The sequence below is a fragment of the Edaphobacter modestus genome (genome assembly GCF_004217555.1).
GTDB lineage: Bacteria > Acidobacteriota > Terriglobia > Terriglobales > Acidobacteriaceae > Edaphobacter > Edaphobacter modestus.
The window spans coordinates 3,977,842-4,004,552 of record NZ_SHKW01000001.1 but is presented as its reverse complement, the minus strand read 5'-3'; the positions used below and the strand labels follow the sequence as shown (position 1 = coordinate 4,004,552).

Annotated in this window: 24 protein-coding genes; 7 read left to right on the top strand and 17 right to left on the bottom strand. The window is 60.8% G+C overall.

The genetic code is table 11. The annotated features are described in order from the left end of the window. Positions 1 to 30: 30 nt before the first annotated feature. Both arsB and BDD14_RS17035 read right to left on the bottom strand, forming a co-directional pair. Positions 31 to 1,119: an ACR3 family arsenite efflux transporter gene (gene arsB / locus BDD14_RS17040; RefSeq protein WP_130419851.1), complete on the bottom strand. Its 1,089-nt coding sequence runs from the start codon at positions 1,117 to 1,119 to the stop codon at positions 31 to 33. Beyond that, positions 1,119 to 1,532: an ArsR/SmtB family transcription factor gene (locus BDD14_RS17035; protein WP_130419850.1), complete on the bottom strand. Its 414-nt coding sequence runs from the start codon at positions 1,530 to 1,532 to the stop codon at positions 1,119 to 1,121. The genes arsB and BDD14_RS17035 overlap by 1 nt, the downstream gene beginning before the upstream one ends. Positions 1,533 to 1,659: 127 nt before the next feature. Here BDD14_RS17035 and BDD14_RS17030 point away from each other — a divergent pair, with 127 nt between their 5' ends. Beyond that, positions 1,660 to 2,082, top strand: coding sequence for an arsenate reductase/protein-tyrosine-phosphatase family protein (locus BDD14_RS17030; RefSeq protein WP_130419849.1), 423 nt, complete (start codon positions 1,660 to 1,662; stop codon positions 2,080 to 2,082). Positions 2,083 to 2,163: 81 nt separating this feature from the next. Here the strand turns inward: BDD14_RS17030 and BDD14_RS17025 are convergent, their stop codons facing one another. The 4 genes from BDD14_RS17025 to BDD14_RS17010 all read right to left on the bottom strand — a co-directional run bounded on the left by BDD14_RS17025 (position 2,164) and on the right by BDD14_RS17010 (position 6,927). Continuing rightward, positions 2,164 to 2,406: a hypothetical protein gene (locus BDD14_RS17025; RefSeq protein ID WP_130419848.1), complete on the bottom strand. Its 243-nt coding sequence runs from the start codon at positions 2,404 to 2,406 to the stop codon at positions 2,164 to 2,166. A gap of 200 nt (positions 2,407 to 2,606) precedes the next feature. Beyond that, positions 2,607 to 3,113 (bottom strand): AAA family ATPase, encoded by a 507-nt coding sequence (locus tag BDD14_RS17020; RefSeq protein WP_130419847.1) that lies wholly within the window; start codon positions 3,111 to 3,113, stop codon positions 2,607 to 2,609. Between the two features lie 198 nt (positions 3,114 to 3,311). Next, positions 3,312 to 6,161, bottom strand: a complete 2,850-nt coding sequence (gene acnA / locus BDD14_RS17015) for an aconitate hydratase (protein ID WP_130419846.1) — start codon at positions 6,159 to 6,161, stop codon at positions 3,312 to 3,314. Positions 6,162 to 6,423: 262 nt separating this feature from the next. Further along, positions 6,424 to 6,927, bottom strand: a complete 504-nt coding sequence (locus BDD14_RS17010; RefSeq protein ID WP_130419845.1) for a hypothetical protein — start codon at positions 6,925 to 6,927, stop codon at positions 6,424 to 6,426. Positions 6,928 to 7,174: 247 nt separating this feature from the next. On the opposite strand from BDD14_RS17010, the gene BDD14_RS32450 reads away from it, so the two are divergent. The 4 genes from BDD14_RS32450 (at position 7,175) to BDD14_RS16990 (ending at position 10,977) form a co-directional block, all read left to right on the top strand. Further along, positions 7,175 to 8,620, top strand: a complete 1,446-nt coding sequence (locus BDD14_RS32450; RefSeq protein ID WP_242618017.1) for a YXWGXW repeat-containing protein — start codon at positions 7,175 to 7,177, stop codon at positions 8,618 to 8,620. 129 nt (positions 8,621 to 8,749) lie between these two features. Further along, positions 8,750 to 10,018, top strand: a complete 1,269-nt coding sequence (gene purD, locus BDD14_RS17000) for a phosphoribosylamine--glycine ligase (protein WP_130419844.1) — start codon at positions 8,750 to 8,752, stop codon at positions 10,016 to 10,018. Positions 10,019 to 10,045: 27 nt separating this feature from the next. After that, a complete protein-coding gene (locus tag BDD14_RS16995) occupies positions 10,046 to 10,468 on the top strand; it encodes a VOC family protein (RefSeq protein WP_130419843.1) in 423 nt (140 codons plus the stop codon). A gap of 2 nt (positions 10,469 to 10,470) precedes the next feature. Continuing rightward, entirely contained in the window at positions 10,471 to 10,977 is a 507-nt protein-coding gene (locus tag BDD14_RS16990; RefSeq protein ID WP_130419842.1) for a DinB family protein, read from the top strand. 19 nt (positions 10,978 to 10,996) lie between these two features. Here BDD14_RS16990 and BDD14_RS16985 read toward each other — a convergent pair whose 3' ends face one another. The 7 genes from BDD14_RS16985 to BDD14_RS16955 all read right to left on the bottom strand — a co-directional run bounded on the left by BDD14_RS16985 (position 10,997) and on the right by BDD14_RS16955 (position 18,384). Next, positions 10,997 to 12,241 carry a threonine ammonia-lyase gene (locus BDD14_RS16985; protein WP_278045488.1) on the bottom strand — a complete coding sequence of 415 codons (1,245 nt, stop codon included), beginning with the start codon at positions 12,239 to 12,241 and terminating at the stop codon, positions 10,997 to 10,999. A 32-nt stretch (positions 12,242 to 12,273) separates the two neighbouring features. Further along, a complete protein-coding gene (locus BDD14_RS16980) occupies positions 12,274 to 13,143 on the bottom strand; it encodes a prephenate dehydrogenase (RefSeq protein WP_242618016.1) in 870 nt (289 codons plus the stop codon). Between the two features lie 4 nt (positions 13,144 to 13,147). Beyond that, positions 13,148 to 14,167: a 3-deoxy-7-phosphoheptulonate synthase gene (gene aroF, locus BDD14_RS16975; protein ID WP_130419840.1), complete on the bottom strand. Its 1,020-nt coding sequence runs from the start codon at positions 14,165 to 14,167 to the stop codon at positions 13,148 to 13,150. A 60-nt stretch (positions 14,168 to 14,227) separates the two neighbouring features. After that, on the bottom strand, positions 14,228 to 14,491 hold the full coding sequence (pheA, locus tag BDD14_RS16970; protein ID WP_130419839.1) for a chorismate mutase: 264 nt from the start codon (positions 14,489 to 14,491) through the stop codon (positions 14,228 to 14,230). Between the two features lie 97 nt (positions 14,492 to 14,588). Then, entirely contained in the window at positions 14,589 to 15,350 is a 762-nt protein-coding gene (gene trpA / locus BDD14_RS16965; protein ID WP_130419838.1) for a tryptophan synthase subunit alpha, read from the bottom strand. Between the two features lie 6 nt (positions 15,351 to 15,356). Next, positions 15,357 to 16,586 carry a tryptophan synthase subunit beta gene (gene trpB / locus BDD14_RS16960; protein WP_130423257.1) on the bottom strand — a complete coding sequence of 410 codons (1,230 nt, stop codon included), beginning with the start codon at positions 16,584 to 16,586 and terminating at the stop codon, positions 15,357 to 15,359. A gap of 319 nt (positions 16,587 to 16,905) precedes the next feature. Then, positions 16,906 to 18,384 carry a hypothetical protein gene (locus BDD14_RS16955; protein WP_130419837.1) on the bottom strand — a complete coding sequence of 493 codons (1,479 nt, stop codon included), beginning with the start codon at positions 18,382 to 18,384 and terminating at the stop codon, positions 16,906 to 16,908. Positions 18,385 to 18,614: 230 nt separating this feature from the next. Between BDD14_RS16955 and BDD14_RS16950 the strand changes: the two genes are divergently transcribed. Further along, the gene (locus tag BDD14_RS16950; RefSeq protein ID WP_130419836.1) at positions 18,615 to 18,953 is read left to right on the top strand and encodes a hypothetical protein; all 339 of its coding nucleotides are present in this window, start codon (positions 18,615 to 18,617) and stop codon (positions 18,951 to 18,953) included. A gap of 5 nt (positions 18,954 to 18,958) precedes the next feature. Here the strand turns inward: BDD14_RS16950 and BDD14_RS16945 are convergent, their stop codons facing one another. From BDD14_RS16945 to BDD14_RS16935, 3 genes are all read right to left on the bottom strand, one after another. After that, positions 18,959 to 19,768 carry a hypothetical protein gene (locus BDD14_RS16945; protein ID WP_207231759.1) on the bottom strand — a complete coding sequence of 270 codons (810 nt, stop codon included), beginning with the start codon at positions 19,766 to 19,768 and terminating at the stop codon, positions 18,959 to 18,961. 29 nt (positions 19,769 to 19,797) lie between these two features. Next, a complete protein-coding gene (locus BDD14_RS16940) occupies positions 19,798 to 21,129 on the bottom strand; it encodes a multicopper oxidase family protein (RefSeq protein ID WP_242618015.1) in 1,332 nt (443 codons plus the stop codon). 70 nt (positions 21,130 to 21,199) lie between these two features. Next, complete coding sequence (locus BDD14_RS16935) at positions 21,200 to 23,632, bottom strand: RelA/SpoT family protein (RefSeq protein WP_130419835.1); 2,433 nt, start codon at positions 23,630 to 23,632, stop codon at positions 21,200 to 21,202. A 219-nt stretch (positions 23,633 to 23,851) separates the two neighbouring features. Here BDD14_RS16935 and BDD14_RS16930 point away from each other — a divergent pair, with 219 nt between their 5' ends. After that, the gene (locus tag BDD14_RS16930) at positions 23,852 to 25,636 is read left to right on the top strand and encodes a FecR family protein (protein WP_130419834.1); all 1,785 of its coding nucleotides are present in this window, start codon (positions 23,852 to 23,854) and stop codon (positions 25,634 to 25,636) included. A gap of 309 nt (positions 25,637 to 25,945) precedes the next feature. On the opposite strand, the gene BDD14_RS16925 is transcribed toward BDD14_RS16930, so the two are convergent. After that, positions 25,946 to 26,707 carry a hypothetical protein gene (locus tag BDD14_RS16925; protein WP_130419833.1) on the bottom strand — a complete coding sequence of 254 codons (762 nt, stop codon included), beginning with the start codon at positions 26,705 to 26,707 and terminating at the stop codon, positions 25,946 to 25,948. Between the last annotated feature and the right edge of the window lie 4 nt (positions 26,708 to 26,711).

Below are 26,711 nucleotides of genomic sequence, written 5' to 3'. Positions count from 1 at the left end.
GCTCGAGGACGAGCTAGAAGATTTCGGATATCAGGCAGGGACCGTGACGAAGTAACGGTTGCGCAGCCAGAAAGCCACGTTGACGAGCGCAATCAGCGCGGGCACCTCGACGAGCGGTCCGACAACTCCGACGAAAGCCTCGCCCGAGTTGAGGCCGAAGACGGCAACAGCGACGGCGATTGCCAGCTCGAAGTTGTTGCCGGCAGCCGTAAAGGAGAGCGTTGCCGATTGCGCGTAGTTTGCTCCAAGACGCTTGCCCATCCAGAAACTCAGCAGAAACATCGCTGCAAAGTAGATGACAAGCGGGATTGCGATTCGGACCACGTCGAGCGGCAGACGTACGATGAGGTCGCCCTTGAGGGAGAACATGACCAGAATCGTAAACAACAGCGCCACGAGGGTGAGCGGGCTAATCCGCGGAATAAATCGCGTTCGATACCACTCTTCTCCCTTTGTCCGGAGCAGGATCGCCCTCGTCAAAACGCCGGCGGCAAAGGGCACTCCCAGGTAGATGCCAACGCTCTTCGCCAACTCGCGTATACCGACATGGACGACTGTGCCCTGCATTCCAAACCACACGGGAAGCACAGTAAGGAAGAGCCACGCGTAGAAGCTGTAAAAGAGCACCTGAAAGAGGCTGTTCAACGCGACCAGTCCAGCCACATAATCGGTGTCCCCTTCGGCGAGCTCGTTCCAGACGAGTACCATCGCGATGCAGCGGGCGATGCCGATGAGGATGAGGCCTCGCATGTAAGCCGGTGTGCCGTGCAGAAATACGATGGCGAGCAGGAACATCAGCGCAGGGCCTATCAGCCAGTTTTGCAGCAGCGACAGACCAAGCACCTTCTTGTTCCGAAAGACTCCTCCCAGTGCCTCATAACGCACCTTCGCCAGCGGCGGATACATCATGACGATGAGCCCGATGGCGATTGGGAGGTTGGTGGTTCCGACCTGAAAACGATTCACGAACCCAGCCGAGGCAGGCACGAAATGACCGATCGCAACTCCGATGGCCATCGCCAGGAAGATCCACAGTGTAAGGAAGCGGTCAAGAAACGAGAGTTTCTTCCGTGCCGCTGGCGAACATATCGGCGCTTGCGACAACGACGTTGGCGACATCAGCAAGCCTCGCCGCAGGGCTCTTCAATCGCGACAGGTAAAGGTGCACCCTCGAGAGCCGCAGGCTTTTTCGGAGCACAGCATGCCTTGGTGAGACGAGCACGATCTGCCTGCATGGCCTTCTCCTCTTTCAGCGCCGAGAGTGTCTGGCGAAGAATCTGTGTCGCCCCAATGTGGGGTGGCATCACAATCCGGTAGTGCATCCACTTCCCTTCGCGCCGGGCGGATACGATCTCCGCACGCCGGAGGTAGGCAAGGTGGCGCGAGATCTTCGGCTGCGGTTGGTCCAGGATCTCCACAAAATAGCAGACGCAAATCTCCTGCTCCCCCATCAGATTGAGCAACCGCAGTCGCGTTTTGTCCCCAAGTGCCTGAAAGAAGCGTTCGAGATCGAAGCTGGATTTTGCCGCCATGCATACATATTCGCATTGACGCATGTACACGTCAAGAATATATTCGCTTAAGCAGATGCATGGCGTGGTCGCTCCAGTGGAAGGACCCTGCCGCAAAAGCCAGTCTGCTGAAGATTGAGGATAGCGAATGAGGACTTTCATCTTTGCATGCGTTCACAACGCCGGGCGATCTCAAATGGCCGCGGCCTTTTTCAACCGGCTCGCCGATCCTCGCCTGGCTCACGCCATCTCCGCAGGGACACAACCGGGCGAGCGCGTTCACCCTGTAGTGGTCGAAGTGATGGGTGAGGTTGGCATCGATCTGTCGCAGGCCATACCGCAAAAGCTGACACCCAAAGTAGCGAACGGAGCCGAGATGCTGATTACGATGGGTTGCGGTGAGGAATGTCCTTTTGTTCCGGGGGTCCAACGCGATGACTGGCCCCTGCCAGACCCGAAAGGTAAGGCTCTTGAGCAGGTTCGGTCGATCCGCGATGAGATTACGGCGCGTGTTCAAACGTTGATGCAGGACAAGGGTATCGTTCCTGTACCGACGGCGGCCGCACACTGAGCGGCAGTTGGCTGCGGCGCTGAAGATGTGGCGTTGAAGCGGAAGCGGTTTCCAAGGCGTCCGTCCTCCGCGCAGCCGCGGCTATCTTGTGACGGCCAGCTCGGGCTCGATTGGGGAGGCCTGCTTCCATTCTCCGAGGGAACGGCTCAGCAGGGAGGCTGCGCAGCCTTCTCCGCAGAGGACGATGATGTCGTCGCTCTGCGCGAGTCTCCAGTCCCAGGGCATGAAGCTGATTCCAGATGGAGTAACCGAGGCGAGAACCCAGTGATTCGTGGACTTCTTCTGAATTCCGCAGAGGCATGTAAACACAGGCGTGACTGCCATGGCCGTCCTCCTTTCCTCGCCGGTCGTGAGACAAAACTCTACATCCGCCAGATCGAGGAGAGATCGGATCCTTAGTGATTTTGCTGTCATTGGTCCTGACCCGATATCTATGGGACGCAGGAAAGTGGGGATGGGTTCACTGTGAAAATGAAATCTTTTTGTTAATAGAAGGTGATAGGGCGTATACCGGAAGCGGCGACCTACTTTGGGTCGTGCGGAAGGCGGATGGAGTGCCGGAATGGCTTACCCGGAGGGGGATCGACGGGAGCAGCAGTGGCGAATATGGCGAGGCCGGTGAAGGATTCGAGGCGTTGCAAAAGGTAAGAGACCTCGATGTTGGCGTAACGGTCGTGGCTCTCCCTGACCTCGGAGCGCTTTCCAAAGAGGGCATCCGCCTCATCGAAGAAGAGGATCGAACGGGAAGAATCGGCGGTCGCAAAGATGCGGTCGAGGTTCTTTTCGGTCTCGCCGACGTATTTGGAGGCGACGGCTGCAAGATCGATCCGGAGGAGTGTGCGGTCTGTGTCGTGGGCGATGGCCTCGGCGGCTGCGGCGGAGCTGGAAGGGTTGCCTGTGAGCAGGACGCGGTTCGCGGTAGTGCCGATGCTGATTGAGGCGGCGATGTTCTGGAGCTTTCCCAGGGTTTCAGGCGGAAGAGTAAGAGCAGAGAGCGGCTGGGCGGGCTTGATGGGGCGGGGGAAGGTCATTACGGCCTCCTTGTGGGCTGGAGACAAGATAGTGGAGGTCCTGGGCTGATAGTGGATTTCTTTTGGGAGTCGTGGCTGTGCAGGCGAATACTGGGATTCTTCGCCTTACGGCTCAGAATGACGGTTGAGGGGATTTGAAGGATAAAAGGAAGAAGCCCCGAACTTTGCCGGGGCTTCTTCCTTGCTGCGGGTGTGCGATTAGTTCTTTGCTGCGAGCTGACGGAGGACGTACTGCAGGATGCCACCGTTCTGGTAGTAGAGGATCTCCTGTGGGGTGTCGATTCGGACGGTCGCGGAGAACTCGATCGTCTTGCCAAGGTCGGAGTCGGCAAAGACGGTGATGGTCTTGCCGTTCGCGAATTTGCCGTCGAGCATGGCCTTCAGCTCGCCGGGCTGACCGACGCGGAAGACCTCTTCGCCGGTGAGGTGTAGGGATTCGACGTTCTGCCCCGGCAGGAACTGGAGCGGGAGGATTCCCATGCCGACGAGGTTGGAGCGGTGGATGCGCTCGTAGCTCTCGGCGACGACGAAGCGGATACCGAGCAGCCGCGGTCCCTTGGCTGCCCAGTCACGCGAGGAGCCGGAGCCATACTCCTTGCCTGCGAGGATAGCTAGAGGTGTGCTGCGTTGCGCGTAGGCGACGGAGGCATCGTAGATCGACATCGGGATGTCGTCCGGAAGCAGGCGGGTCACGCCGCCCTCGGTACCGGGGGCGAGTTTATTCCGCAGTCGTACGTTTGCGAACGTCCCGCGCACCATGACCTCGTGGTTGCCGCGGCGCGAGCCGTAGCTGTTGAAGTCGGCAGGCTTGACGCCGTTGTCGGTGAGGTACTTGCCTGCGGGTCCGTTGAGCTTGATGGAGCCAGCGGGAGAGATGTGGTCGGTGGTGACGGAGTCGCCGAGGACAGCCAGAACGCGGGCTCCGGCGATATCTTCAATGGGCGAGGGCTGGGCCTTCATGCCGTCGAAGTAAGGAGCCTTGCGGATGTAGGTGGAGTCGGGCTCCCAGCCGTAGGTCTTGCCCTCGGGGAATTTGAGTCCTCGCCAGTTCTGGTCGCCCTGGGTGACGCGGCTGTACTCGTCTTTGAACATCTCGGAGTCGATCGAGGCTCCGACGGCGTCGGAGACCTCCTGCTGGGTAGGCCAGATGTCGCGGAGAAAGACCGGCTTGCCGTCCTTGCCTTTGCCGATCGGGTCGCTGTCGAAGTTGTGGGCGATGTGGCCGGCGAGAGCGTAGGCGACGACCAGCGGCGGGCTCATCAGGTAATTGGCGCGAACGTCGGGAGAGATACGGCCCTCGAAGTTGCGGTTTCCGGAGAGCACGGAGACGGCGACCAGGCCGTGATCCTCGATAGCCTTCGAGACGTCGGTGGGCAGCGGGCCGGAGTTGCCGATGCAGGTGGTGCAGCCATAGCCGACGGTCTGGAAGCCGAGCTTGTCGAGGTACGGCATGAGGCCGGCCTTCTCGTAGTAGTCGGTGACGACGCGAGAGCCGGGAGCGAGCGAAGTCTTCACCCAGGGCGGCGTGCTGAGGCCCTTCTCGACGGCTTTTTTGGCCAGCAGGCCAGCGGCGAGCATGACGTAGGGGTTAGAGGTGTTGGTGCAGGAGGTGATAGCCGCAATCACGATAGAGCCGTGGTCGAGATAGGGCTCCGGATTGATGCCGTAGCGGCCCTGGATGGAGACTGCCGGGGCTTCAATGGTCGCAACCGCGGAACCGGCGGAACCCGCCTCCGGAGCGCCGGCGCTGCTGGCGAGATCGCCGCCGAGTGAAGCGTGGCCACCCTCTCCTTCCCAGCGCAGCATCTGGCGGACCTCGTTGCGATTGGCATTGGGGCCAAGCAGTGCGGGAAGCTGCTGCTTGAAGCTAGGCCCTGCCTGCGAGAGCGGAACGCGGTCCTGCGGGCGCTTGGGGCCGGCGACGGAGGGCTCGACGGTCGAGAGATCGAGAGCGATCGTGGTCGAGTACTCGGCTTCAGCCGCGCTCGCGGTGTGGAACATGCCCTGCTCGCGGTAGTAAGCCTCGACCAGAGCGATCTGGTCTTCGCTACGGCCCGTAAGGCGGAGGTAGCGAAGCGTCTCGGTGTCGACCGGGAAGATGCCGCAGGTGGCGCCGTATTCAGGGGCCATGTTAGCGATGGTGGCGCGGTCGGCCAGTGGAAGCTCGGAGACGCCGGGGCCGTAGAACTCGACGAACTTGCCGACGACGCCGAGTTTGCGGAGCATCTCGGTGACGGTGAGGACGAGGTCGGTGGCGGTGGTGCCTTCCTTGAGCCTGCCGGTGAGCTTGAAGCCGACGACCTGCGGAACGAGCATGGAGACGGGCTGGCCGAGCATGGCAGCCTCGGCCTCGATGCCTCCGACGCCCCAACCGAGGACGCCCAGACCGTTGATCATCGTGGTGTGGGAGTCGGTTCCGACGAGGGTGTCGGGGTAGGCGAGGTTGTCGTCGGTCGTGAAGACGACGCGGGCGAGGTGCTCGAGGTTGACCTGGTGGCAGATGCCCATGCCGGGAGGAACGGCGGAGAAGTTGCGGAAGGCGGTCTGGCCCCACTTAAGGAAGGCGTAGCGCTCGCGGTTGCGCTGGAACTCGAGCGCGGCGTTGATGTCGTAGGATCCGGAGGTGCCGAACTGGTCGACCTGGACGGAGTGGTCGATGACGAGCTCGGCAGGCTGGAGCGGGTTGATGCGCTCGGGGTCTCCGCCGAGGGCGCTCATGGCATCGCGCATGGCGGCAAGGTCGACGACGGCGGGAACGCCGGTAAAGTCCTGCATGAGGACACGGGCGGGCATGTAGGCGATCTCGCGGGAGGGCTCGGCCTTGGGGTCCCAGGTGGCGAGGAACTTGATGTCGTCGGCGGTGACGGTGCGGCCGTCTTCGTGGCGCAGCAGATTCTCGAGCAGAATGCGGAGTGAGAAGGGTAGCCGGGTGAGGTCGACGCCGGCAGACTTTAGCGCCTCTAGGCGGAAGATGGTGTAGTTCTTCGAGCCGGACTTGAGGGTGGACTTGCTTTTGAAGGAGTCAGGATTATTGGGCGAGCTGGACATCTCTTTTATCTCCGAGGGGAGCGCGCCGGGCGCGCTGGTTGAAAGGCCTGGGGCTGGCCAAAGCAGCCCCGGTCCGACGGGAAAAGCGTATCAAAAATTGGAGAGCGTCGGAGTAAACGCTGGTTCAGCGTCCACGATCGGGACGGCCGTGACGGAAACGCTTGAGAATGGGACGACGTTCTGCCATCGCGTCCATTCTACGACTACGGTTCCGGCTGTCTCAAGTCGCTTGCTTAGCGAGGGAAACGGCGAGGCGGAACGGCTAATTTCGCGGAGGATTTCTTTCGCCCACATGAAGACTGACCGTCTGGCCCGGGTCCACAGAGAGGAGGAACGTCGCGACGGTTCCGCTGACTTTGCCGGGAGCCGGGTCGGAGTCAACCTGCCATCCCCTGGGAACCGTTTGGTCGAGAACGAACGTCGTCGGCTCTTGGGTGGGATTATGGAACGTGAAGGTGTGTTCCCGGATGGCTACGGAGACGCGCTTGCGTTGGGAGTTGACGATGTCGGTTTCGGGACGGGAGGAAAAGTGTTCCGTGTCGACAGCGCAGATGCCACGGTCCCGGTAGCTGTGCGGCTGGATTCCTTGAGCACCTGCAATCGTATCGTGGATCCGGCAACCGCCGTCCACGTGAAACTCTCCGGGAGAGGCCACGTTTTGAGACGCCAGAGGTGCGGAGACAGAAGACTTTTGACTGTAACCGTTCCCTGGATTGCCAAAGGAGAGAACTAGAAAGAAGATCGTAGAAACAATCCCGTCACGCATGCGGCAATCCTCTCAGGGGCCCAGCGCGGAGACAAGATCCGGCGCAAAAAAATTTATCTTCTTGAAACGAAGCAGGATGTTCGGCAAAAGGATAGAGGGTTCCTATCCATCCGCATCTCACTTGGAGGAACGGTGTTTATACAGTACGAGGAGCTAACGATTGCACGTGAATAAACAAGTTAAAAGTCGTATCCGGGCCTCAGCTTCACGATTTTTCCCGGCCTTTTTTTTGAGCTCCACGCTTTTTGTGGGAGCAGGGTTCCTGGGCTGTCACTCTTCGTCGGCAAGTGCCCAGTCGGGATCGGTCTCCGATCAAGGCCCCGATCCCGCGGACGCCAATATGGCGCCGGAGGCCGGCGATCCGTACGCGCAGGCCGCGCGGCAACCGGGCGAAGTGCAGCCGTCGACACAGGCTCAACCGCAGCAGACGGCCCCTCCGCCCGCTTCGGGAGTGCAAAATGAGAGCATTCAGCGGGCACAGGAATATCAACGGACTGGGGCACAAGAGGGGGCGCCGCCGCCAGACCAGCAGCAAGACCAACAGCCAGACCAGCAGCAAGACCAACAGCAAGACCAACAGCAAGATCAGCAGCAAGACCAGCAGGCACAGCAGCCAGAGCAACAACAGGCTCCCGTTTCGGCACAGGGCGCATACGGCGGCGCGCAGGCAAATCCTGACGACGAGGCCGGCTATGACGAGTTGGAGGCACAGCAGCCGCCCCCAGCTATGCCAACCTATGACCAGCCTCTCGCGCCCGAACCGAACTACATGTGGACTCCGGGTTACTGGGGTTACGCTCCGGCAGGCTATTACTGGGTTCCCGGCGTCTGGGTAGCATCCCCATGGCCCGGTGCTCTGTGGACCCCTGGATATTGGGGCTTCTATGGCGGCCGCTACCGTTACCATCGCGGTTACTGGGGCCGGTACATCGGCTTCTACGGCGGGATCAACTATGGCTTTGGATATCCCGGCTATGGCTTCTACGGTGGTTACTGGAGGGGAAACAGCTTCTTCTATAACCGCGCCGTGACACGTGTGAATGTCATGCGCATCACAAATGTGTACAGCCGCACCGTGGTGGTCAATCGCACCTACATCAACAACACCCGGGTCGCGTACAACGGCGGTCGTGGAGGCATCCAGGTTCGACCGCGGCCTGCGGAGATCTCGGCGCAACGCCAGCCCCGGCTCCCTCCGATGAACACACAGCTACAGGTGCGCCAGCAGGCGGCACAGAACCGGCAGCAGTTCTACAGCGCGAATCGCGGCAGGCCGGCGATGGTGGCCGCGCCAGGTCCGATTCAGGCTGACCGTGGCATTCAGCGTCCGGTGGGGCAGCCGCAGGTTCGGCCGGGCCAGTTTCAGGTGCGGTCGGTGCAGCCTCAGCAGCAGATGCGGTCCTCTCCAGAATCGATGCAGAGGCCGACACAGCAGGCGCAGCCGAGGCCAATGCCACAACAGGCTCCCCGTCCTGCTCCTATGCAGCAACCGCGAGCCATGCCACAACAGGCGCCCCGGCCAACGCCACAGCAGGCTCCGCGCCCGGCCCCTATGCAGCAACCGCGAGCCACGCCGCAAATGGCGCCACGTTCTGCCCCTATGCAACAGCCTCGACCGGCTCCCACGCCGCAGCAGGCTCCAAGGTCTCATGAGGGTGGAGGAAATCACGGGGGCGGAGGACACGGACGGTAACCTGCCTCAGGGGTCGCACATGCGGCCCCTGACTTCTTCTACGCCTGCTCCCGGTTTGACTTCACCCGCTGCCATGCCTAGCCTCGAAGGTGCCAATCAAATATCAGCGGGAGCATAGACAGAGCAATTATGAAGGTTTTGGTCATCGGTGGTGGAGGGCGCGAGCACGCCCTGGTGTGGGCGTTGCACAAATCTCCTTCGGTGACTGAGATTGTCGCCGCTCCGGGCAACGGCGGGATGGGTGAGCTTGCGCGCTGCCTTCCTGTCGATGTCAACAATCTGCATACGATGGTGGATCTCGTTGCGGTGGAAAGACCCGATCTGACGGTGATCGGCCCGGAGGTTCCGCTTGCGCTTGGGCTGGTCGATGAGCTGGAGAGCCGGCGTTACCGCGTCTTCGGCCCGACGAAAGATGCGGCACAGCTTGAATCGAGCAAGGCCTTTGCGAAGACGTTCATGCAGCGACACGGTATCCCGACGGCGGAGCATGCGCTCTGCACGACCCTCGATGAAGTTCGGGAGTCGTTGCTCCGCTTCTCTGTGCCCGTAGTGGTGAAGGCCTCAGGGCTGGCAGCAGGCAAGGGCGTGGTGATCTGCAATACACGCCTCGAGGCCGAGAGGACTGCGGCGCAGATGTTCTCGGGCGTGCTGCTGGGTGCGGCTGAGACCGAGGTCGTCCTCGAGGAGTTCCTTACCGGCGAGGAGGTTTCGTTCTTTGCCCTGTGCGATGGCAAACACGCTGTGCCTATTGCAGCCGCGCAGGACCACAAGCGTGTGGGAGAAGGCGACACGGGGCCGAATACCGGCGGGATGGGAGCGTACTCTACCGATGGGCTGCTCACGCCCGCGATGCGGCAATGGATCATGCACAATGTCGCGCAAAAGGTTGTGGATGGCATGGCGTCAGAGGGGACGCCGTTCAAGGGCATCCTGTTTATCGGCCTGATGATGACGCCGCGCGGGCCGATGGTGCTGGAGTTCAATACGCGCTGGGGCGACCCGGAGACCGAGGCGATTGTGTTACGTCTGGAGACGGACATCCTCGACCTGTTCAATGCATCGATCGACGGCACCGCAAACACGGTCGTCATCCGCATGAAGCCGGGGGCCAGCGCCACGGTGATTGCGGCCAGCGGAGGCTATCCGGGGAAGTATGTCTCGGGCCTGCCGATTACGGGGCTCGATCAAAGCGACGACGATGGCGTGATCGTCTTTCATGCAGGAACGGCCATCAAAGACGGCCAACTGGTCACTGCGGGCGGACGGGTTCTGGCCGTGACGGCTGAGTCTGCCGATCTGCGCGATGCACTTAACAAAATTTATGAGCGACTGAAGACGATCTCATTCGATGGAATGCAATATCGAAGAGACATCGGCCACAGAGCGTTGCGGAGTTGATTCCCCGGTCGATCAAGGAGCAATTGGATGGATCGCGAACACGGTCTGACAGCAATTCTTCCCTCGAACGATCTCGAGGCTTCCGAGGCTTTTTACAAACGTCTCGGCTTTCAACGGCCGGACGAGGACCGTCCTGCAAATCCCATTGATGACGGCTACCGCATTTTGAGCGATGGCAAGGGTGGCCACCTTCACCTGACGAATGCGGTCGAGGGATGGCTGATTCCGGGGCGGAATACCTTCGGACTCTATCTCTACACCGAGAACGTCGATGAGCTGGCAGAGAAGTTTCCCGGTGAGATCCTGGGCAGGGAGAGCGTTCCTGAGGACAAGCCCTGGGGCATGTACGAATTTTCCCTGAGCGATCCTGATGGAACACTCGTGCGCATTGGCTGGCCTACGAGGTTGCGCATTACCCTCGCGCAGCCAGCCGCAATTGAGGAGAAGTGACGATGAACGAACCGATGTTGACCGCGACAGAGGCTCTCAATTGGAACCAGACGACAAGCGCGAGCTGGCGCAAGCTGCTGGCCGCACATCCTGAGATTCTTGCGCTGCCATGCGACATCGCGCGCACGGCGACCGTGGCTCAGCTTCTGCAGCATATCGTTGCGGTGGAGCTGCGGTATGCGGAGCGTATCGTTGGCCTGCCTGAGACGGACTACGCTAATGTTCCGTACGATTCAGTAGAGGCGATCTACGCGACCCATGATCGAGCCATGGAGTTCTATCGGCAGGCGCTCGATTCTGAGACAGCTTGGGCAGAGCAGATCGAGTTTCAGACCCGAAGTGTCGGCGTCCTTCTTACTTCACGCAAGACCGTGCTGTTTCACGCTGTCTTTCACGGCATTCGCCACTATGCGCAGCTGGGCACTCTGGTCAGGCAGCATGGTTACAAGACCGACTGGTATGGAGATTATCTGTTCATGGGTGCTACCCGTGCGCCGTCCGCGGGTTGAGCGCGTGGAGTCGTGAACTCTAGACCACGCGGGAGTAGACGTACCCACCTGCATCCAGGACCGCGAGAAGCTCGTCGACCTGTTCGCGGCCGCGAGTCTCAAGGGTGATGTCGATAGTCGTGTCACCAAGATTCACACCATAGTAGGCGCGGTTGTAGAGCGTATCGACGATGTTGACGCGATGATGCGCGATCAACTTCGTCAGCTCGGCCAGCGCTCCGGGCTTGTCCAGCAGATGGATGCGCAGACGAATCATACGGCCGTCCTGCACAAGACCACGCTCGATGATCCGGCTGAGCAGCGTGACGTCGATGTTGCCGCCGCCTATGATCACCGCCGTGCGCGCGCCCTTCAAAGACGTCCGCTTCTGGAGCAGCGCCGCAAGTCCCGCAGCTCCCGCGCCTTCGGCGAGGGTCTTCTCGCGCTCCAGGAGAACCAGGATGGCGGAGGCGATCTCGTCCTCGTCGACGGTTACGATCTCGTCGACGTAGCGCTCGACGACGGGAAGCGTAACCTCGCCTGCGCGTCGTACCGCGATGCCATCGGCAATGGTGGTCGCGGGCGGAATGGTGACCGGATGGTGGTGCTCGACCGCAACTGCCATCGATGGCAGCCGTGAGGTCTGTGCGCCGATGACCTTGATCTCGGGACGAGACTCCTTGATCGCGCATGCTATGCCACCAATGAGGCCGCCTCCACCGATGGGCACGACTACGGCTTCAAGATCCGGAATCTGCTCGAGCAACTCGAGCCCGATGGTTCCCTGACCGGCCATCACCGCCGGATCATCGAAGGGGTGGATGAAGGTCATGTTCTGCGCGGTGCAGATGCGGCGAGCCTCTTCATAGGCCTCGTCGTAGTTGGCGCCATGCAGCACAACCTCGGCGCCAAAGCCTCGCGTGGCCGTGACTTTGACGAGTGGAGTCGCCAGCGGCATAACGATGATCGCTTGGATTCCACGCGAGGTCGCGTGATAGGCAACGCCCTGCGCGTGATTTCCCGCGCTTGCGGCGACGACTCCGCGCGACGCCTGCTCCTGTGTCAGAAGCGCGATGCGGTTCAGCGCTCCGCGTTCTTTGAAGGAGCCGGTCATCTGCAGGTTCTCAAGCTTGAGAAAGACCTGCTGGTCGGTCAGCGCCGAAAGCACCTTCGAGTGCGCGCACGGAGTGTAATAGATTGCGTCGCGCAGCCGCGCCCGCGCAGCCATCACGTCAGCGAGGCTGATGTTCAAACTGCTCCGTGCTGCCTGTTCGGTCGGACTCAAGATGCCACTCCTTGCCTTGAAAGGCTGAAAATCTAACGCCGCACGCGGAACTGATTGGCCAGGGCGAACTCGTCGCGCAGCTCCGGCGTGCGCAGGTTCTCCCGTACATGACCGAGACGCTGCTCGAGCGCAAGTAAGGTTTCGGCGATGGGGGCGGTGTTGGTCATGGCGACGTCGCGCCACATGCTGTAAGGGCTCGCTCCGAGGCGGGTGGTCTCGCGAAGAGCGCGTCCGCCGATCGCCGCGATCTCGGGCGCGTCGCCGAACTTTTCCTCCAGCAGCGCCGCCAGAGCGGTCGAGAGCATCTGCGGAAGATGGCTTACCCAGGCACACATCTCGTCGTGACGCTTCGGGTCCATATCGAGCGTCCGCGTTCCAAAGAAGCCGACCCAGCTCCGCCACTCCTTCTCCATCTCCGTTGGAGTCTGGGAGGCAGGAGTAAACAGCCACATCGCGCCCTGAAACAGGCTGGCTTCAGCCAGCAGCGCTCCCCCGGACTCCTTGCCGGCCATCGGATGTCCTGCAAGGAAGGCGGCCTGATTCTCGCTGCCGAAGAGAGAACACGCCAGCTCGGTGATCTCGAGCTTGGTGCTGCCTACATCGGTGATCAGCTGGCCCGGACCTGTGGCTGCCGCCAGCTGCTGCATCCAGTCCTTGATGGCAAGCACGGGCACGGCGAGCACGATGACGTCGGCCTGACGTGCCAGCTCCAGCGCGCCCCACTGATTGCCGGCGACGCCATCGACCGCCCCCATCTCGAGGGCGGCGCGCAGCTCCAGCAGGCTCTGGTCCCATCCATCAATGCGTCCGCCAAAACCGGCGGCACGCAGGGCCAGGCCGGTCGATGCGCCGATCAGCCCCGTTCCGATGATGAGTACCCGTTCCATCATGCCAGCAGCCATTCCCTTATGCGACCGTACGCCCGACGACGGGAGCAAGCTGCCGCAACTGCGCAACCAGCTTCTCCAGCTGTTCGGGATACATACTCTGCGCGCCGTCGCTCATCGCCTTGTCCGGATTGGGATGCATCTCCATCAACAGACCATCGGCTCCCGCGGCCACGGAGGCCAGCGCCATGGGAGGAACGAGGTCGCGGATGCCTACGCCGTGTGACGGATCGCCGAGCACGGGAAGGTGGGTCAGCTTCTTGAGCACCGGGATCGCGGAGATGTCCATCGTGTTGCGGGTCGCAGTCTCGTAGGTGCGAATGCCGCGCTCGCAGAGCATCAGGTCGTAGTTGCCGCCGGAGAGGATGTACTCGGCGCTTAACAGGACCTCTTCAATCGTGGCCGAGATGCCGCGCTTCAGCAGACACGGCTTGCGCACATGGCCAAGCTCGCGCAGAAGGTTGAAGTTCTGCATGTTGCGCGCGCCAATCTGGAAGACGTCGATGTACGGAAGCATCACCTCGATTTGCGAGATCTCCATCACCTCGGTGATCACCAGCAGGCCAGTCTCGTCAGCTACCTCCCGCAGCAGCTTCAGGCCCTCGACGCCCATGCCCTGGAAGCTGTACGGCGAGCTGCGTGGCTTGTACGCTCCTCCGCGCAGGAACTTCGCTCCTGCTGCGGCAACCTTCTTCGCGCTGTCGAGAATCTGCTCCCGCGATTCGACCGAGCACGGGCCAGCCATGATGACCACCTCTTTGCCACCGACGACCACACCGTTGGGGAAGGTAATCTTTGTGCCCTCGGGGCGGAAGTTGCGACCAGCCAGCTTATAAGGCGAAGAGATGCGGTAAGCGTCGTGAACGCCCGCCAGCACCTTGAACTCGGCGACGTCGAAGTGCTCCGGGGTGCCCACGCCGGCCAGAATCGTCTGCGCGGCTCCGGTGGTGCGGTGGACTCTGAAACCGAGCTCGACCATTCGCTCGATCACAAGCTGTATATGTTCTTCGGTTGCCGTGTCCTGCATTGCTACGATCATCGTCTTCGTTTCGCTTTCTTGAGATGGAACGGAATAAGTTACAAACTGTAAAAAAGGTTTCTAGTCTGGGTTTTTCTGAAGAGCGCGCATCACATCGATGATGCGCTCGAAGATGTCGACCACCTCGTTGTCAGAGAGAGGTCCGGGGTTCGAGCGGCGGACATGCTCGAAGACAACCTGCTCCCGCTTCGGTTCATAGACCGGAAGGCTGGACTCCTGCTTAAGCCGACCGATCGCCTTTGCAGCCTCAGCACGCTGGTTGATAAGGCGAACGATCTGCTCGTCGAGCTCGTCGATCTTTTGCCGCCAGTCAGAGATCTCCATCGATATTCCTCACGCAGCATTCGCTGCTGGTTATGTTGGTACGACTGATGATAAATGGACGATTCTTCCCGCCCGAGTTCATCCTGGAGTGTCACGTTCATGCGCGCAGCTCCGATATCAGAGTTCCTACAGCCGCTGCAGCTTCTTCGGGTGGGGTTCTTTCAATCAGTTGTACCAGTGCGCTGCCCACAACTGCGGCATCGGCAAATTCGCCCACGGCACGGACATGCTGTGCGTTGGAGATGCCAAAGCCCACTGCGATGGGAAGCTTCGTAAACTGCCGCAGGCGACTCACCACCTGCGAGGCATCTTCGGTGAGGCTCGACTGCGTCCCCGTAATTCCGACACGGGAGATGGCGTAGACGAACCCCTGCGAGCACTCGGCGATAGCCTTCAATCGCGCATCGGGGCTTGTAGGCGCCGCAAGAAACACCGGGGCAAGTTTGTTCGCGTGCATCGCGTCAAGATATTCGGCGGCCTCTTCGACGATCATGTCGGTCAGCAGAACGCCATCTGCGCCTGCCTCGGAGGCCCGCGCACAGAACTCCTGCATACCCAACCGGAGGACGGGATTTAAGTACGAGAAGAGGATGATTCCGGCCTGAGGGCGTGCGGAGCGAAGCTCTTTGGCGAGAGCGAGTACATCGGTCAGCCGCGTGCCTTTCGCTACGGCGCGCTCGCTGGCTCGCTGGATGACGGGGCCGTCGGCGAGCGGATCGCTGAACGGGACGCCCAGCTCGATCACATCTGCGCCATTGTCGATTGCGGCAAGCGCGATGTCGCGTGTGGTCGCCAGGTCAGGATCGCCAGCGGTGAGATAAATCACCAGGCCGGGCTTCGTCTTGAACTCAATCGCCATCGTCTCTTATCCCTTCACCGATACGCTCTGGAGATCGAGCTCTCTTGCCAGAATTCCCATGTCCTTATCGCCTCTTCCCGACAGGTTCACCATCAGCACGTCCGTCTTCGCCATCGTCGGTGCCAGTCGGATCGCCTCTGCGACCGCATGCGCACTCTCGAGCGCCGGAAGAATGCCTTCGGTGCGCGCCAGTGTGACCGTCGCCTTGAGGGCTTCATCGTCGGTGGCCATGGTGTAGGTGGCGCGGCCGGAGTCGTGCAGCATGGCGTGCTCGGGGCCGACGCTGGCGTAATCGAGCCCCGCGCTGACCGAGTGTGTCGCGGCGATCTGTCCGGCATTGTCCTGCAGGACGTAACTGTAGGTTCCCTGCAGCACACCGGGAACACCGCCGCCTGTCTTCATAAAGCGAGCGGCATGCTCGCCGAGTGCGGTTCCGCGTCCGCCCGCTTCGACTCCGATGAGCTGCACGTTCGTGTCGTTCAAGAACTCGTAGAAGGCTCCGATAGCATTCGACCCGCCGCCTACACAGGCAACGATCGCGGTGGGCAGTTTGCCCTCCTGCTCCAGGATCTGGCGCTTGGCCTCTTTGCTGATCACGCGATGAAAGTCACGCACGATGGTGGGGTACGGGTGCGCACCGAGCGCCGAGCCGAGAATGTAGAAGGTCGTGCGAACGTTGGTGACCCAGTCGCGCATGGCCTCCGAGATCGCGTCCTTCAGCGTCGCAGAACCCGCCGAGACGCCGCGCACCTCCGCGCCCAGAAGGCGCATGCGCAGAACGTTCAGCTCCTGCCGCCGCATGTCCTCTTCGCCCATATAGACGACGCATTCCATGCCCAGCAGTGCGCAGACGGTGGCGGTGGCCACGCCATGCTGGCCGGCTCCAGTCTCCGCGATGATGCGCTGCTTGCCCATGCGCTTCGCCAGCAGGCCCTGGCCCAGCGCATTGTTGATCTTGTGCGCGCCGGTGTGGAGCAGGTCTTCCCGCTTCAGGTAGATCTTCGCTCCGCCGAGGGTCTCGGAGAGGCGCTTTGCGAAGTAGAGCGGCGTTGGCCGCCCGCAGTAGTGGTGCAGCAGGTCGGCCAGTTCTGCCTGAAACGCCGCGTCCTTCTGTGCGTCTGCATAGGCTGCTTCCAGCTCTTCGAGCGCGGCCATCAGGGTCTCGGGAACGTATCTGCCGCCGTAGACTCCAAACCGGCCCACTCCCGACCTCACGGGTCCTGCCGGACTCACCATCGCCGCTGTCGTGCCACCTGTCGCCTCGCCCATCGTGTACTCCCTTCAGCGCAAAACAAAAGCCGCAACCTTGGTCGGTCGCGGCTCGTGTGGATGTCGATCTTGTCTGAACTCAGCTTGCTTTCTTCAGCTAATCCGTCAGAAGACCCTACTCCGCCGATGCCGCTACCGGATACCAGTAGCGGTAAATAAAGCTGATAAATCGGCTGGAATAAGAAATCATCTTGTCTTCAAAGATACATGGCATCACAAGCGGCTGCAAGGTGTTTGCCGGACAGTTAACCGGATTTGGTGGCCGAAACCCTTTTAACACGACCGCTTACGGCTCCAACACGAACTTGCGAATGGCAATCTGTGCACCGGTTCTTGCGCGGGCTGGCGCGGTCTTTACGACAACGGTGATCTCGTCGAACAGAACGCCGTCCATCGCCGCGGGAACGGGGAACTTCAGCCTTTCTTCGGTCGGGTTGGAGGTTCCCTGGCCCCGGAGGATCAGCGGCTGCTCGCTGGATGGGATCGCCGCCGTGCCGAGGTAATGGATGGGCTCTGCGACGCGGAAACTGCCCTTCTGCGGTGCCGTGGACCTCTTCCTGACCCACAGCTCCAGCGCGATCGCGCCTTCGTTCCTGTCGGCGTTCTCGACCACAAGCTCCATCCCGCTGCAGCAGCCAAGATCGATGGGGGTATCGAGCTTCTGGTGGGCCTCCATCAGCAGCGGGTAGCGGTCCGACGAGCGGATCTGCGTCTTCGTCGAGCTCCCACGCACAACGTGAGCCGTGGGTCGCGGCTGTTTGTCGGGAGCCTTGAAGTACCAGTACGCCCCGGTAAACGGAATCTCAAACGGCTCCGCTATCCTCCCGCTGAAGCTCGGGACGAGCTCCCGCTTTACCGGCGCGACGATCTTCTTTTGCTCATCGCTGAGCGGTAAAAGAATGATGCCGATGTAGCCGTCGCTACTTGCAGCCTGTCCTTTCTGAGTACTGGCGGCAGCCTTCGAAACCTTTTGCGTTCGGCTGAAGATACCCAGTCCCTTTGAGAATGGAGAAACCTTCAGGAAGGGCAACAACGCGATCACAGTAAAGACGAAGGCCGCAGCAACGACCGCTGTCTGCCTGGGAGCCGAGAGCACAACCCGCTGCCCGGCGACTGGCCTGGCCTTCGATGCTGCGCGCCAGCCGAGAATGGCGACGCACGTTCCGCACAGAATGGAGGCCGTCGTGAACCACCGTGCGCCTACCAGAATCACCGAAGCCTCCACTAGCAGCGCCAGCAGAAGCGACGGCAAAATCATCCGGCGAAAGGCCCCCGGCTCAAACTGGAAGGGCATCCACGATGAGTTATGCGGGGCTGACGGTACCGTTACAGTGGTATCGACCGTGCATCGCTTCATCAGGATTCCAAGGCTTGCCAGGCATAGGCATCCAGCGAGAAGCATCAGCAGCGACCACGTCTCGACGAAGAGCACCCATGCGGGAATCCACAGCGCCGTCAGGCAGGCAGCCCGCACCACCGGTGTGATGACCCTCTGACCGCGGGGTACGAGCCGGAGATAGATCGTCCGTACGACAAAGCCGCACACCATGACCGCGGTGAATAGAAGCAATACTGCGACGACGAGCAAGCCGAATCGTGGAAGGGTTCCTGGGTGCAGCAGCCACGGGCTGACGAAGTCCAGAGCGAAGGCTGCAGCCACGACGCCAGCAACCATCGGCCACACGGGCAACTCGCGAGACAGCGAATCCTCCGTGAGGACAGCTTCCTGATCGGTCCTTCCCTGCTGCCAGCTCTCTTGCGGCATCGGTGCCTCAGGATGTTCGGCTGAGAGAATAGCAGAGGCCCAACAAAAGGCAATCCAAAATTAAGCGGGGTTACGCACGAAATTCTCCGACAACTTTTTAGTTCACCGCAGCCAACTTTTCTCCAGATTGTCGAAATTAATCTTTGCTCGAACGAGCGATTCTCCCGGAAGGAAGGGACGGGCCCGGCATCCAACGGTTCTGGAACAGCGAAAGCTTCAGGAGGATAAGGATGAACCTGAACCGTATCGTCGGAGTTGCTGTACTGAGTTCGATCATGAGTGTCCCGGCTACTCTCGCATACGCTGGCCCTCAGGAGACCTCGCAGGCTGCCCACGATCGTGCCGAACGGGAACAGACGGAAAAGGATCATCGCAAACACACCGGAGCTAAAGTGGTTGGTGGAACCGCCGCAGGAGGCGCAGTCGTGGGCGCCCTTGCCGGAGGAGGAAAGGGCGCGCTGATCGGCGGCGCAGCAGGAGCAGGTGCAGGCGCAATTGCCAACAAGGTACGCAAAGACAAGGCCGTCAAAAAGCGCGAGCAACAGGAGCAGCGCGAAGATCCGCGCTGAAGCATCTACTCCACAGGAGAGGGCTTGCCCCAGTTGAAGCGCCGGCCGACGATCGCCTTCACGATGAGGTGATCGGTGGACGCCGTGGAACCCATGCCGACCCCGAAATTAAGCTCCCACTTCGGCGAGACGTTCAGGTCGGTGACCGCGAAGATCTGCTGCTGTTGATCGTGCAGTGGACTGAAGGACCACACGCGCCCGAAGTTGCCGTAGTACTCAAAGCCGCCACTCACCTTCCGGGAGAAGTCGTACCCGACCTTCGCCCCTGGCGCGAAGCCGACTCCCTGGGAGGTATCGGGCCCGTGCCATGTCCGCTCCAGGGCAGGATTGACGGCGAGATACCACCGACCGATCGATTTATCGACGATGGGCCGGATCTCCCACGTCCAGGTGTCGGGCGAGTACTGGGAGCGTTGATAGCCAACCTCGGTCGAGAGACTCACGCCCACCGGCCAGTGCCACGAGTCCGGCACGCGGACACGGGGGCGGATGTGGTCACCGACCCATTGCACGCCGTGACCGTCCTGCCAGCTGGTAAAGAGATAGAATCCGACCTCCGACCAGCTATTGAGGCCCTGCGTAATTTCGAGGGTTTCGTGAAGTTGATGATTTGTTGGATAGGTTCCGTCGTCTGTCGACGTCGACCCCTTTGGAGTGAAGTTGGAATGCAGCTCCACCATCGTGCTCTTCGGGGCGACGGTGTCCGATCCGTAGACCTGGACCTCGTAGTTGCCTTGCGCCTTCGCATCGAGCACTCCTGCGCTCAGTAACGCGAAGAATACGAATAGATACAGCAGTCTCTTTGGGTTTCCCAAAACGAGTTTCCCGTATTCAAGCAAAGGGTTCAGGAGCACAGGAAGAGCATCATGAAGCCCATGTCCATGTGGTCCTGTTGGTGGCAGTGAAAGAGCGTCAGACCCGGGCGGTTTGCGGTGAACTCAACCTCCGCCTCTGTACCTGCGCTCACCAGGAGTGTGTCTTTCAAAATACCCTGTGTCTCTCGCCCAGCCAGTCGCCGAAGCTCAAACGTTTGACGGTGCAGATGCACGGGATGGTCATCCATACTTTTGTTCTTCAGCACCAGCCGATAACGCTGGCCCTGCTTCAGCGCCACCGTCTCGGTGTCGGGAAACGATCTTCCGTTAATCAACCAGCGATCCATGGCTCCGTGCCCTACGAACTTGGACTGAAAGACCAATGGAATCACAGTGACATTAATCTCCGCTGAAGGTTCGCCGCGTGCAGATTCGATTGGCCCGGGGGCAGAGAACCACAGGTAGTCCCACTCGAGAGTTTGCGGCTGCTGCCAGACGGGCTTTCCGGAACGGTCCGCGTATTCGACTACGATGCCCATGCCGGCGGCCATCACGTGTTTGCGGACCTCACCCAGAACCCATACTCCGGGATGATTCATCTCTACTTCGGCGGTAACCCGTTCGGCGGGGGAGAGGCGCACCATCGAGACCGCCTTCGGTGCGGGTACCGGGTTGCCATCGAGTGCGACCACACGCAGTTGGTGGCCGGCCAGGGCCAGCCAGTGCACATCGGTAGCGCTGGTGTTGACGATGTGCAGCAGAACGCGCTGACCCTGCTTCACCCGCAGCGGCTCGCCGAAGCCGAGGGTCTTTCCATTGATGGTCGAGGAGTCGTAGACCGCGCTCATCGAGCCATCGTCGCTCCCCACCATGCTTGCTCCCCAGTCGTGCAGGGCGAGAAAGAACTCCTGATCGTATCGCGCCGGATTCTCGCGCGGTTCCACCATCAGAAAGCCATGTTGGCCGGAGTAAAGGCCTTTCTTCAGGTCGCGGCCGGCAAAGGTGTGGGTGTGGTACCAGCGAAATCCCGGAGGAGTCGGGGTAAAGGTATAACTCGCGGAGCTACCGGCAGGGATATGAGGTGTTCCCTCCTCCATTGCGCCGTCCACCTCGGGCGGAAGAAACAGACCGTGCCAGTGCACGATCTCGTCATCGCTGCTGCGGTTGGTTACGCCGATCGTGACGGGCACGCCCTCCCTGAGACGCAGCAGTGGCCCCGGAACCTGTCCGTTGTACGCGATCGTTTTGATGAAGCGGCGCGCCGAGATTTCGAGCGAATAAGGAGCGATGGTAAGGGTGTGATCGGGTCCGGCTTCCGCCATAGCCGGAACTGTTTCGAGGGCCGATGCGATTGCAGTCATCCCTGTAAGTTTCAGAACCCTTCGTCGAGTGAGCGAACCGAGCATTTCAGACAAACGCGAACAACCTCCGTCAGATCTTCTGCACGCGTTGGACTTCGCGGACGCCGGAAACGCGTCGCAGACGTTCCACCAGGCGATTCAGATGACGCACGTCCACGGTCTCGATCACAAAGTCCACCACGGCCATGCCGTCCGGAAGCGGCTTTGTATCCACACTCCGAATGTTGGTGCCGTCGTCGGAGATAATGGCGGTGAACTCCTTCAACATGCCGGTCCGATCTTCGCAGATGACCGTCAGCTTTACTGGATATGTCTGAGCCTTCATAGACCCCCGTTCTGCTGGCGTCGGCGCCCACTCCACCTGAATTCTGCGATCGGATTCGTAAAGCAGATTCTGTACGTTTGGACAGCTCCTCGCGTGGACCGCCACGCCCTTGCCGCGCGTGACATAACCGATGATCTCTTCGCCGCGGATCGGGTTACAACATCGTGCCCGGTAGACTAGCAGATCGTCCTGACCTTCTACCTGTAGCGACTCCGAGCCTTTTCCGAAGAAGACGCGCTTCACCGCGTCGGACATCTGCCCGATCGCATTGCCAACCGTTCCATGCTCCGGTTGCGCAGGCTCGGGAGTCATGCTCGATCCCGGCTCCAACTTGTTGAGCACCTGCCGGGAGGAGAACTTGCCGAAACCAATCCCCGCGAGCAACTCGGCTTCGGAGGTCAGGCCATACTCGGTGGCAACGCGATCGTAATCTGCGGTCCCGTACTTGTTGAGCGCGAGCTTGTACTTGCGCGCTTCGCGGTCCAGCAGCTTGCGCCCGATCTCCATGGCGCGCTGGCGCTGATGTTCGTTCAGCCAGTGCTTGATCTTGTTGCGTGCCTTGGAGCTCTTGGTAAAGCTCAACCAGTCCCGACTGGGAGTATGTCCGGTCTGGGTCGAGATCTCGACGATGTCGCCGTTCTTGAGCCTGGTGCGCAGCGGAACGATGCGCCCGTTTACCTTTGCTCCCACCGTCGTATTTCCAACCTCGGTATGGATGGCATAGGCGAAGTCGATGGGACTGGCGTCCTTGGGAAGAACGACCACCTTGCCCTTGGGAGTGAAGGTGTAGACCTCCTCCGGGTACAGGTCGATCTTCAAGGTCGACATGAACTCGTTGGGATCGCTCATCTCGCGCTGCCACTCCATCAGCTGACGAACCCAGGCGAGTCGCTGCTCGTCCTTGGCGCTGACGTTGTCGTCGGCCTTGTACTTCCAGTGCGCGGCGATGCCCTCTTCGGCCACACGGTGCATGTCCTCGGTGCGGATCTGTACCTCGAACTGATGTCCCCCGTCGGCGATCAGCGTGGTGTGCAAGGACTGGTAGAGATTCGGTCGCGGCATCGCGATGAAGTCCTTGATGCGGCCCGGCACCGGTCGCCAGATGGAGTGCAGCAGACCCAGCAGGGCGTAGCAGTCCTGAACCGTGTGCGTGATCACGCGGATGGCGAGCAGATCAAAGACCTGGTCGACCGGAATCTTCTGGTCCTGCAGCTTTTGCTGGATGGAGTAGAGACGCTTGATGCGCCACTCCACGCGGCCTTCGATCTTGAACTCGCGCAGCTTCTCTTCGAGCCGGGTGACGATCTTCTTGAGGAACTCTTCGCCGGCCCCGCGTAGCGCGTCCACTTCGTTCGAGACCTGCTCGTAGGCAAATGGATCGGTATAGCGGAAGGCGAGGTCTTCAAGCTCGCCGCGCAGCTTGCCCATGCCGAGCCGGTGCGCAAGAGGAGCGTAGATCTCCAGCGTCTCCCGCGCGATCTTCTGCTGCTTTTCCGGCTTCAGGTGCTCGAGCGTGCGCATGTTGTGCAGGCGGTCCGCGAGCTTGATGATGACCACACGAACGTCGGTGACCATCGCCAGAAGCATCTTGCGGATGTTCTCCGCCTGATGGTCTTCGCGGTTGGCGAACTTGATCTTGTCGAGCTTGGTGACGCCTTCGACGATGTGCGCGACCTGCTCGCCGAAGCGCTTGGCGATCTCAGCCGACGTCACGTCCGTATCCTCGACTGCGTCGTGCAGCAGACCCGCGGCAATGGCGGTCGAGTCCATCTTGAGCTCCGCCAGAACTTGCCCAACTTCGAGCGGGTGAACCACATATGGCTCTCCGCTGGCGCGCTTCTGCCCCTCGTGCTGCTGCAGGCAGAACCCCCATGCCTTGCGGATGATCTCGAGGTCGTCCCCGGGCCGGTTCTCGTGAACGGTGTCGAGCAGCTTCTGAAATTTGTCGTCGATGATCTTGATGTCGCCTGTCGACAGCCCCGCAAGGTGCGATGCGGAGGACTCCTCCCCGCCAGCAGCCGGGACCATCCCGGGAGGAGCAGACGCACCCATGGTCAGCGGAGTCGCATTCGACTCGACGCTGGCATCGATCTCGGAATTCTCCGATTGACCCTTAGCTTCTTTGTGCGGATCTGGCTCGGAGCCGACCTGCTGAGAGGCCGGATTTGCGATTGCCATAGGCCATTATAGGCTGTAACGGTAACCTTTCCCAGATGTTTGGCAGACCGGAAGGGGAACGGGAGGGAGGGTCTTGGCGGCCTGTATTCCAACCCGGAAATCGGCGAAAAAATAGTCCCCAAATTGCCGAGACTGAATATCTAAACGGAGCGTATACTTTTTTCGCCTCCCGGTACTGTGGCGGAATGACAGACCGGAAGATAGAAGGGCCGGTGCTTTATGAAGACGGTCTCGATTATTGCAGTAGCGAGTTTGATGGTCGTGCTGGCGGGCGGGCGGGCGGTGGCTCAGGATCAAAGTTCGGCTGCGGCGAATGCGCAACAGCCCGACCCTACGAGCCTCAAGCCTGTACCCCACGCGAGTGTGATTGAATCGCCTGTCGTCGCCAGGGAAAGTGACGGAGCTGGACCAGGCGATTCGCACGTGCGGATCGTGCGGCTAAGCCAGGCCCAAGGGAAGCTGGGGCTCGATCGCGGCACCGGCACGATCGAGGCCACAATGCAGAACATGCCAATTGTCGAGGGCTCGCGGCTGGCAACCTCCGAGGGCTATGCCGAGGTCGAGTTTGAAGACGGAAGCACCCTGCGCCTGGCTCCAGAATCGCAGGTCGACTTTCCGCAGCTGATTCTGCGCAGCACCGGAGTAAAGGCCTCGACCGTGAAGCTGGTAAAAGGCACGGCCTACGTGAATCTCGAAAAGACCAGGGACAATGAGTTCACCGTGAAGGCCGGTGATGCCGTTATGAAGGTCACGCCGGGAACCCACCTGCGTCTGGAACTGGACGGCAAGAAGGCCGTTCTCGCGGTCTTCAATGGCGAAGTGGAGATGAACGCAGGCGCGGCGTCGGCGATAGTCTCGAAGAAGCGCACGGCGACGCTGGACGACACGACCGCCTCCACCGCTGGCAGGATCGACGTAAAGAAGGACATCGAAGAAGCCGACTACGACGAGTGGGATGAGAACTCGCAGGACTACCGACATCGCTATGCCAGCGCGAAGCCCTACGGAAGTTCGCTCTACTCCTATGGCATCTCAGACCTGAACTACTACGGCGGTTTCGTGAATGCGGGCGGCTGCGGTTCGATGTGGAGACCGTATCTGGCAAGCAGCGCCTGGGACCCATATGGCAATGGAGTATGGGCGTGGTATCAGGGTGCGGGCTATTCATGGGTCTCTCCTTATCCGTGGGGCTGGCTGCCCTATCACTCCGGAGCATGGTCGTTCTGCCCGGGCGTCGGATGGGGCTGGCGTCCCGGTTCGGCATGGATGGGCCTCGCCAATGGGTTCCCCATCATGCAGGGAAGACCCATTCCAGACAAGCCGGGAGTTCCAGTACAGGGATTCGCACGCGGCGGAGTGACTCTTCGGCCTCCAGGACCGGAACGTCCCACGGGAGTGCCCCACTCCACCCTGCTGCTGTCGAATCGCACACCGCTCGTCTTTTCAAAGGTCGACCGGCCCGGAAACTTCGTCTTTCAGAAGAACTCGGCAGGCCTCGGTGTTCCTCGTGGTGCACTGGGAAATCTGCATGGAATCTCGAACCATGTAGACCGGAGCGGATTCGTAAACCGCCAGATCTATACACAGCCCTCGATGCCTGCGGGTGTCGCGAGTGAGCGAGGCGCTTCCATGGCCTCCCGGTCGGGAACCCTGAATAATAACCGTTCCGGGAGCTTCAACCCTCAGTCGGGCATCAATGCGCAGTCGTTCCGCCGAGGAGCCGATGGCCAGGCTGGCTCATTCCAGGGAAGTCCGGGCGGCAACGCGGCGGCGACAGCGTTCCGTCAGAGCCAGAGCAGCGGCGGCGCGGGCGCATCCGGCGGATTCCATAGTGTCGGCCCTGGCGCCTCCGGATCAATGGGCGGCGGCGGAGGAGGAGGAGGAGGTTCTTCCCGCGGCGGTGGAGGAGGTGGGAGCGGCTCGATGGCCGGTGGTGGCGGTGGTGGTACTGCTGGCGGCGGTGGTGGATCAGGCGCATCCAGTGGCGGTGGCGGACGCAGATAGAACAGCCGAAATCTCCTGAGGAGCGACCTTCTCCACTCGGGAGATTTCTGCCCCGACAACGATGGATGTGGATACAGTCTTCCGCGTCAGGCTCACAGTCGTACACACGATGGAGAAACCAGAAACGAAGTTTCTCCAGAGCGTGTCCGGAGGCTGGCCTCCGATCCTATCGAGCTTAAGAGCCTGCTTGAGATGGGCGAATCGATCGAAGCCACAAGGTATTGGCCGAAGGGCATGTGAACGCCAGGGACCTGCATGCTGGATCACGCAGATCCTCTCTTTGCGAGACACGCAAACGATTCCGTCGGCTCAGCGAGACGCCACAGTTCTGCTGTTTCTTGCCTTGCAGGCAAGGGGAACATTCGTCATCTGCTTCGCTAAGAGGCGATAATCCATGTTTCCAGACCGCAACGTGGACCAATAGCCAGAATTGGACAACAGTGGCTTGTGCTGATCGATGATCTGGTTCTCAAGAATCTTCACGCCGCATTCGAGATTGTTCTTCGGTTGCAGAATTGTCTTGTCCGGGTCGTCGTGCTTCATCGTTTTATCGTGATCCCAGTCGAAGTCGCATCCGTACCGCCGCTGATCTTCGTAGGTCAGCTGCAGAAGTCCCTCGCTCCGCACCGCGCGTCCGCTCACCTTGTCGATCACGGCTACCTCTGGCTCCGTATGTCGTACTCGGGTGGTCGGATCGAGCCCTGCCTCGGCACCGGCCAACGCCTGAAAGAAGTACGCCCAGAAGGCGCGCTTATCAACCTCAGCCATCTCGTAAAACCGTGGACAGAAACGCTGTACATCGCGAGGAACCTGGCGCGTGAGCATCGCTGGAGGCAGCGCCAGCTCGACGATCTTGTCCCATTCCGGATCCCACGTCTCACCACCCAGCTCGATCCGTTCGGTGTGGATGGGAGTCGCAGGTGCAGGCTTCATCTCCGGTACCTTCACTGGGGCTACGGGTGCAGTTGCATGCGCCTCTTCGCGTTTGCCGCAACCCACTAAGGTCATCACGCAGCCCAGCGTAATCGCTATAGCAACAGCATTCCTTACGCGCTGTGCTCCGCTGGCCATGGAC